Raw genomic sequence first — 8086 nt, 5'->3', positions numbered from 1 at the left:
CTGTCGCGCCCCCGGCCGCCCCCGGTGCCGCGGCCCCCGGGGCGCGGGGCGCGACAGGACGCGGGCCCGCTCCCACGTATCCGGTGAAGAGGTCGGCGAGCCCCGCCGGAGGCTCGCGCCAGCCGGAAGGAGCCGGCGGCGCCTGACGGCGTCCGATCCGGATCGAGCGGAGCTTCGGCAGGTCGGTGCGGCGCCGCAGATCGGCGGTGGCCAGGGCGATCCGCACCCCCGTCCAGTCCTCGCCGGTGCGCTGCGCGACCGAGGCGCGCAGCACCAGGCGGCCGGTGCCGTCACCCTGACGGTGGGTGAGACGGTAGGCCGGCACCCAAACGGCGCCGGGCACCCCGTACTCCAGCTCCAGTTCGAGACGCGGCTCCGGCTCGGCCTGCGGCCCGCCATCCGCTTCGACGTCGCCGTCCGCTCCCACGAGGGTCAGGACGGCGGACACCGTGGTCTCCACGTGCGTCGACGGGGTGGCGCTGGAAGCACGGGCGAGCCGGTCCGTGGCGACGGACAGCTCGTGCTCGGCCCGGAGCAGCTCCTCCTCCAGCTCGGCGAGCCGGGCGTGCAGTCCGGTGAGCCGCTCGTCGACGAAGTCGGCCAGCTCCAGCCACGCGTCGACGGGGGTGCGGCGGTGCGGGTCGTCGCGCTTGCGGGCCGGCGGCACCGGGCGCAGCCCACTGACCTCCGCGATCAGTCCCTGCTGCCGGTCCCGGCGCCCCTCCGCCGCCGCGTACGCGTCGCGCAGCCGCTCGACCTCGCGTCGAAGCCCCTCCGGCGCGCCGGAGACGGCGCCCAGCGGCTCGGCCTCGATCTCGACCCGGGCCTCGGTGACCCGTGTCCCGGAGGCGCCCAGGACGCGGGCCCGCAGCGAGCCGGGGTCCAGCGAGCGCGGCAGCCCCGTGACACGCACCCGGCCGTCCGCGGGCACGGGCCCCCGGGCCAGGCGGCGGCAGAGCGCCCCCTGCGCGTACACGACGACCGAGTCGAGGGCCGATCCCCACGTCGAGGCCGGCCCGCTCGTTGCGGTCGACCCGAGCGTTCCGGTCACCCCGGTCGACCCGCTCGCTCCGGTGTTCGTTCCAGCTGCGTCAGCCGTCATGCGCCCCCGCCCCGTCCTGTTCACGCCGTTCCGCTTCGTCAGCGGCGTGACGAAGCCTACGCCCGGGCACTGACACGCACCGAGGGCTTTCCGGAGCCCGCGTGCCGGGTGCGCCCGGGAAGCGCTTCCGGTCCGCTTCGGTGGTTGGCCGGCCCCGGGAGTGGGACGCTGGATGGTGCAGGTCCGTGCCGACCAGACTCGGGAGGGCCCGATGGGACGTGACGTTCCGGCGCTGGAGTTCACCCGTGAAGACCGTCGCCGGTTCCGGAACAAGATGCACACGTGCCTCGACGTGTTCGCGCGGATGCTGCGCGAGTCGCGGTTCGACTTCGAACGGCCGCAGGTCGGCCTGGAGATCGAGCTGAACGTCGTGGACGCGGCCGGCGAACCGGCCATGCGCAGCACCGACGTCCTGGAGGCCATCGCGGATCCCGCCTGGTCGACCGAGCTGGGCAGGTTCAATCTGGAGATCAACCTCGAACCGCGGCGGCTCAGCGCGGGCGGCGGCCCCGACTCCTGGGAGCAGGAGATCCGTGACGCGCTCAACCACGCCGAGCAGCAGGCGGCGGGGATCGGCGCGCACCTGGTCATGATCGGCATCCTGCCGACCCTGGAGCGCAAGGACGCGGGCCCGGCGTCGCTCTCCGAGAACCCCCGCTACCACCTGCTGAACGAGCAGATCTTCGCCGCCCGCGGCGAGGACCTGCTGATTTCCGTGGACGGCGTGGAGCGGCTGCGTACCCATGCGGAGACGATCACGCCGGAGGCGGCGTGCACCAGCACACAGTTCCACCTCCAGGTGTCACCGGACGAGTTCGCGGACTACTGGAACGCCGCGCAGGCCGTGGCGGGCGTGCAGGTGGCACTGGCGGCGAACTCGCCGTTCCTGTTCTCCAAGGAGCTGTGGCGCGAGACGCGCATCCCGCTGTTCGAGCAGGCCACCGACACCAGGCCCGACGAGCTGAAGGTGCAGGGCGTACGACCGCGGGTGTGGTTCGGCGAGCGGTGGATCACCTCCGTCTTCGACCTCTTCGAGGAGAACGCGCGCTACTTCCCGGCCCTGCTGCCCCTCTGCGACGACGAGGACCCGGAGGAGACGCTCGACGGGGGCGGAACCCCGGGACTGTCCGAACTCACCCTTCACAACGGCACCGTCTACCGCTGGAACCGTCCCGTCTACGACGTGGTCGACGGCGTCCCGCACCTCCGCGTCGAGAACAGGGTGCTGCCCGCCGGGCCCACCGTCGCCGACACACTGGCGAACGGCGCGCTCTACTACGGGCTGATCCGGGCCCTGGTCGACGAGGACCGGCCCGTCTGGTCACGGATGTCCTTCGCGGCCGCGGAGGACAACCTGCACACCGCCGCCCGCCACGGCATCGACGCGCAGGTGTACTGGCCCGGGATGGGCGAGGTCCCGGTGACCGAGCTGGTCCTCCGGCGGCTGCTGCCGCTCGCGGACCGCGGCCTCGAACGCATGGGCCTGGAGGCGTCACGGCGGGAGCCCCTCCTCGGAGTCATCGAGCAGCGTTGCGTCAGCGGTCGCAACGGGGCGCAGTGGCAGTCCGAGATGTTCCACCACATCCATGACATCGACCACGCGGACCGGCATCAGGCTCTGCGGCGGATGACACAGCAGTACATCGAGTACATGCACCTGAACGCGCCGGCCCACACCTGGCCGGTCGACTGAAGCGTAGGGCGGGGCGAGCCGGGGCAGGGGCGTGATCATGACCGACACGCCTCCCGGGCACCACGAAGCCACTCCTCATGCCGCCTCTCCCGGTGCCACCACTCCTCATACCGCCACTTCCCATGCCGCCACTTCCCATGCTCCCGCGACGACCTCCTTCGATCCCGCGGCCCCGCCACAACCTCCCTCCTCCCGGCGCCCGTTACGTCAGCTCCTCGCGGCCTCCGTCGGCAACGCGGTGGAGTGGTACGACTGGTACGCGTACACCTTCCTGGCCGCCTACCTCGCGGACCAGGTCTTCCCCAAGAGCTCGGGGAACTCCCTCGTCCCCCTTCTGTCGACCTTCGCCGTCTTCGCCGTCGGCTTCTTCATGCGCCCCGTCGGCGGACTCCTCATGGGCGCGCTCGCCGACCGGCGCGGACGGCGGACCGCCCTCACCGCGACGATCCTCCTCATGGGCGGCAGCAGCCTGCTGGTCGGTCTCACCCCGACGTACGCCTCGGCCGGCGTCCTCGCCCCCGTCGTGCTCGTGATCGCCCGACTCCTTCAAGGGCTGTCGGTGGGAGGGGAGTTCGCGGCCTCGACCACCTTCCTCGTCGAGTCGGCGGGGCCCGGCCGGCGCGGCCTGTTCTCCTCCTTCCAGTACGTCTCCACCTCCGCCGGACAGCTCGCCGCCTCCGGAATCGCCGCCCTGCTGGTCAGTCAGCTCGGTGAGGACCGGATGAACGGCTGGGGCTGGCGGATCCCCTTCCTGCTCGGCGCGGTGTTCAGCCTCGCCGGCTTCTGGATCCGCCGCGGCGCCGAGGAGACCCGGAGCGTCGCCCAGCGCGAGGCTCCCCGTCCGGGGCTCTTCGAGGCCCTGCGCCACCACCCCCGTGCCTCGCTGCTGATCGGCGGCATCACGGCCGGCGGCACCCTCGCGTACTACACGTGGACCTCCTACCTGCCGACGTACGCGGAGCTCAACACCGGCATCGACAAGGCGGACGCGCTGCTGGCCGGGACCCTCTCCCTGGCGTTCTTCGCGCTGCTGCAACCGGTCGGCGGGCTGCTCTCCGACCGCTTCGGCCGTAAGCCGTCCCTGCTCTTCTTCGGCATCGGATTCGCGGTCCTCGGCGTGCCGTTGCTGCGCGCGCTCGACGGCTCGTTCCTCTCGCTCCTCCTGGTGCAGTGCGCGGGCATGGTGCTGCTGACCGGCTTCACCTCGATCTCCGCCGCGGTGAACGCGGAGATGTTCCCCGCGCGCGTGCGGGCGGCGGGGATCGGTTTCCCGTACTCGCTGACGGTGGCGCTGTTCGGCGGCACGGCACCGTATGTGGGCACGCTCTTCAAGGAGTGGGACGTCCCGGGTCTCTTCCCCTGGTACGTGGCCGCCCTGTGCCTCGTCTCCTCGGCGGTGTACCTCCGGCTGCCGGAGACCGCCCACAAGGATCTGGATCGCTGACTCCGCGACCCGCCGACGCCGGGCGGCCCCCTACGAGCGGTCGCTCCGGCTCGCCCGGGGGACGCGCGTGCGACGAGGCCGGCGGCCCTGAGGGCCGCCGGCCTGTGCGGACGACGTGCGGATCGTGGATCCCTGAGGCCGCCGACTCGGTGGATCCCTGAGCCGCCGGAGCGTCCGGTGTTAGAAGACGCTCACGCCGTACGCGCTCAGCGCCTCCGTCACCGGCTGGAAGAACGTCGTACCGCCGCTGGAGCAGTTGCCGCTGCCGCCCGAGGTGAGGCCGAGCGCCGTCGTGCCGGAGAAGAGGGCGCCGCCGCTGTCGCCGGGCTCGGCGCAGACGTTGGTCTGGATCAGGCCGTAGACGATGTCGCCACCGCCGTAGTTGACGGTCGCGTTGAGGCCGGTGACCGTTCCGCCGCGCAGACCGGTGGTGCTGCCGCTGCGCTGCACCGACTGGCCGACGGAGGCGTTGCCCGCGCCGGTGATGTCGCGGTAGCTGCCGTTGTAGAGGTAGACGCGGCCGTCCGCCGCGGAGGCGTTGGAGTGCCGGATGATGCCGTAGTCGTTGGTCGGGAAGCTGGTGCCGGCCCGGGTGCCGAGCACCGTGGTGTTGGACGAGTTGGTGTACCAGGTGCTGCCGATGTTGGTGCAGTGACCGGCGGTCAGGGCGTAGTAGGTGGAGCCGCTGCGGACGTTGAAGCCGAGCGAGCAGCGCCCGCCGCCCGCGTAGATGGCCTGGCCGCCCGCGATGAGCTTGTTGAAGGTGCCGGGCGTCCGCTTGATCTCCAGGCTCGCGGCGCGGTCGCCCGCCGCCTTCTTGATCTTGGCGATCTCGGCGGCGGAGACGGTGGAGTCGGCGGTGAGGACGATCTTCCCGGTCGCCTGGTCGGTGTACCACGCGGTGCCGGGGACGTCGGCTCCGCGTACGGCCTGGTCGGCGACGGCGAGCTGGGCGGCGGTGGCCCGGCCTTCCACGGTCGTGGCGGCGGACGAGGCGGGGACGGCAAGCGCTGAGGCGGCGAGCAGGGCGGAGGCCACGGCGATCAGCCGTGCGCCCTTGGCCGCGCCGCCGAGGGGGGACAGACGCTTGAGGTTCACTGGATCCTCCGGTGGGGGAGTGGGGGAACCGCTGGGTGGGCGATCCCTTCGGTGCCGAGCGGACGGGTCCTTGGTGAGGGAGCCCGGCTCGCCATGAACCTGTCAATCTCGACAGGGGAATCCTCGAATCCGGGCGGCCCGGCGGCAAGAACGCCTTTCGGCCCATCTACACGCGTCCATGTGGTTCAAGCGCCGGGAGGTGCCCACCGGGTCGGGACGGTCGTCGTGGCGGGAGCGGCCGAGTCGGAGTCCGCACATGCTTGCGGAAACTTGCTGATGCCTTTTGAGGGACTGTCACCGGGACGTGAGTCGAGGGTGATCCGAGCTGCCCGGGGGGCGCCAGGGCTCGTGCCGATTCCCCAGTTCAGCCCTGCGGCACAGCCCGATCCCGCGCCTCCCGCGCCCTCGCCACCGCGTCCCGGAGAATGGAGCGCCGGACGCCCGCCGGGGGAGTGGTCCCCGCACGGATCCGGCCGTGCCCCCGGCCGGTCGGCGCGGGCGCGGGCAGGCTCCTCGGCGGTGGCGAGAAGGGGCGGCCACGTGCTCGTGGTCCAGCCGTGGGCGCCCCTCAATGCCGGAATCGTGCCCTCCGTCCGGGTCGGCAGGATGGCCGGTTCCCGTTGTAGCTCGGCGTCAGAGCGCCGTGTACACCGCCTCGACCAGGGCCATCTTCCGTGGGTCGTCCGCGATGCGCGGGCCCATGCGGTTCATCACGTACCCCAGGGAGATCCCCGACTCCGGGTCCGCCAGGCCGCAGGAGCCGCCGAAGCCGTCGTGGCCGAAGGCGCGCGGATTCGGGCCGTACGAGGCATTGGGGCCGCTCAGCCAGAGGCCGAGGGCACACTCCGTGTCGTGGGCGAAGCCCGCGCCCAGAACCAGGTCCCGGCCCGCCCCCTGTCCTTCGCGGGCCCTCTCGGCGGCCGCGGCGGAGAGGATCCGGTGTACGCCGGCCCCGGCGTTCCCGGCGAGGAAGCCGTACAGCCGGGCGACCGCGCGCGCCGTCCCGTGGCCGTTGGCCGCGGGCAGCTCGGCGGCGCGCCACTCGGGGCTGTTGGCCTCGGTGACGCCGACGAGCGGGTTGGCCAGGGCGGCCTGTGCCGCGGGTTCCAGCTGGGCGAAGACCGCAGCCTGTTCGCTCGCGGACGAGGAGCGGGGGTGGACGAGCTCGGCGGCCCGGCCCGCCTCCTTCTCCGGCAGGCCGATCGTGAAGTCGATGCCGAGAGGCCCTGTGATCTCGTCGTGGAGGAAGGCTCCGGGCAGTCGTCCCGTGATGCGCCGGATCACCTCGCCGACCAGGAAGCCGTACGTCATGGCGTGGTAGCCGGACCGTGTGCCGGGCTCCCACCAGGGCTCCGTGGCCGCGAGCCGGGCCGTCGTCACCTCCCAGTCGTAGAACTCGGCGAGCGTGAGCGGCTCGCGCAGGCCGGACAGTCCGGCACGGTGCGAGAGGAGGTGGCGTACGGGAAGCCTCTCCTTGCCGGCGGCGGCGAACTCCGGCCAGTAGGCGGCGACGGGTGCGTCCAGGTCGAGCAGTCCCCGGTCCGCGAGCAGATGGGCGCAGAGCGCCGTCACGCCCTTGGTCGTCGACCAGACGTTGACCACGGTGTCGCGTTCCCACGGGCGCGTACGGGCGGCGTCCGCCCATCCGGCCCACAGGTCGACCACGGTCTCGCCGTGGACCTGGACCGTCACGGCGGCCCCGAGCTCGTCCCTCGTGCGGAAGTTGTCCTCGAAGGCCTCCCGTACGGCGGCGAAGCGGGGATCGCAGTGCCCCTCGGTCGGCGGGGTCTCTTGCATGGCGTCCTCCGGGAGAACTCGGCCGTCGCGGGCAACGCGACAGGTGGAACCGCGGGCAACAGCACGGTCGGCATCGCGAGCAACATCACCGGCAACATACCGACCGGTCGGACAGCGGGGAAGGGCGTGCGCACGGACGCGTACGGCACCATGGCGGGGTTCGCCCGGTCGGTCCCTCCGTGTTGCCGGGGCGACCGGCTACCGGTTGCGTGGACCCGAGGAGTGGCACCGAGGAGGGGCGCCGAGGTGGCACCGAAGGCCCGGAGCCGCGGGAGAAATCGAGGTCGCTCGTGCCCGAGTACCCCCCGATCGCCAACCACGGTCTGATCGGCGACCTGCAGAGCGCCGCCCTGATCTCCGCCGACGGCGCCGTCGACTGGTTCTGCGCGCCCCGGTTCGACTCGCCGAGCATCTTCGCCTCACTGCTCGACCAGGAGCGCGGGGGCCACTTCACCATCGCCCCCGCGCACGACGACGTCACCGTCCGCCAGCTCTACCTGCCCGACACGGCCGTCCTGATCACCCGGTTCCTCACCCCGGAGGGGGTGGGCGAGGTGGTCGACTTCATGCCGGTGAACGACCGGCCGGACGTACCCACCGACCGGCACCGCCTCGTCCGGGCCCTGCGGGTCGTGCGCGGCACCCTCACCTTCGACGTCACGTGCCGGCCGCGCTTCGACTACGGGCGCGCGCCGCACACCCTCGCGCTCGACGGCGCCGTCGCCGGCTTCCACGGCCCCGGTCTCGACGTCCACCTGCGGAGCAGCGTCCCCCTGGAGGCCGACGGGCAGGACGTGCGCGCCACGGTCACCCTCGGGCACGGACAGACGGCCGGCATCGTCCTGGAGACCTCCGCCCCGGGAGCCACCGACCCCGGACCGATCACCGAGGAGGCCGTGCAGGCGGTCCTGGAGGAGACCCGCGTCTTCTGGCACGGATGGATGCGCCGGTG

The 8086-nt window shown here is 72.6% G+C and carries 5 protein-coding genes and 1 pseudogene; 3 read left to right on the top strand and 3 right to left on the bottom strand.

The annotated features are described in order from the left end of the window. A partial coding sequence (locus AOK00_RS21000) for a DUF4139 domain-containing protein (RefSeq protein WP_159041812.1) occupies positions 1 to 1102 on the bottom strand: 1102 nt, incomplete at its 3' end. Between the two features lie 211 nt (positions 1103 to 1313). Between AOK00_RS21000 and AOK00_RS20995 the strand changes: the two genes are divergently transcribed. Continuing rightward, positions 1314 to 2795 (top strand): hypothetical protein, encoded by a 1482-nt coding sequence (locus AOK00_RS20995; protein ID WP_055601837.1) that lies wholly within the window; start codon positions 1314 to 1316, stop codon positions 2793 to 2795. 175 nt (positions 2796 to 2970) lie between these two features. After that, a pseudogene (locus AOK00_RS20990) lies at positions 2971 to 4239 on the top strand (MFS transporter); the annotation flags it as partial. 180 nt (positions 4240 to 4419) lie between these two features. On the opposite strand, the gene AOK00_RS20985 reads toward AOK00_RS20990, so the two are convergent. Both AOK00_RS20985 and AOK00_RS20980 read right to left on the bottom strand, forming a co-directional pair. Then, positions 4420 to 5337 carry a S1 family peptidase gene (locus AOK00_RS20985; protein ID WP_055601836.1) on the bottom strand — a complete coding sequence of 306 codons (918 nt, stop codon included), beginning with the start codon at positions 5335 to 5337 and terminating at the stop codon, positions 4420 to 4422. Between the two features lie 633 nt (positions 5338 to 5970). Further along, entirely contained in the window at positions 5971 to 7134 is a 1164-nt protein-coding gene (locus tag AOK00_RS20980; protein WP_055601835.1) for a serine hydrolase domain-containing protein, read from the bottom strand. 290 nt (positions 7135 to 7424) lie between these two features. Between AOK00_RS20980 and AOK00_RS20975 the strand changes: the two genes are divergently transcribed. Further along, on the top strand, positions 7425 to 8086 hold a 662-nt coding region (locus AOK00_RS20975), incomplete at its 3' end, for a trehalase-like domain-containing protein (RefSeq protein ID WP_254047435.1).

The sequence above is a fragment of the Streptomyces aureus genome, assembly GCF_001418135.1.
GTDB lineage: Bacteria > Actinomycetota > Actinomycetes > Streptomycetales > Streptomycetaceae > Streptomyces > Streptomyces aureus_A.
This window is presented reverse-complemented; position numbering and strand designations above follow the sequence as displayed.

Coding starts and splice junctions, on each gene's coding strand:
- AOK00_RS20980 (WP_055601835.1), bottom strand. CDS start 7,134: ATGCAAGAGACCCCGCCGACCGAGGGGCACTGCGATCCCCGCTTCGCC.
- AOK00_RS20995 (WP_055601837.1), top strand. CDS start 1,314: ATGGGACGTGACGTTCCGGCGCTGGAGTTCACCCGTGAAGACCGTCGC.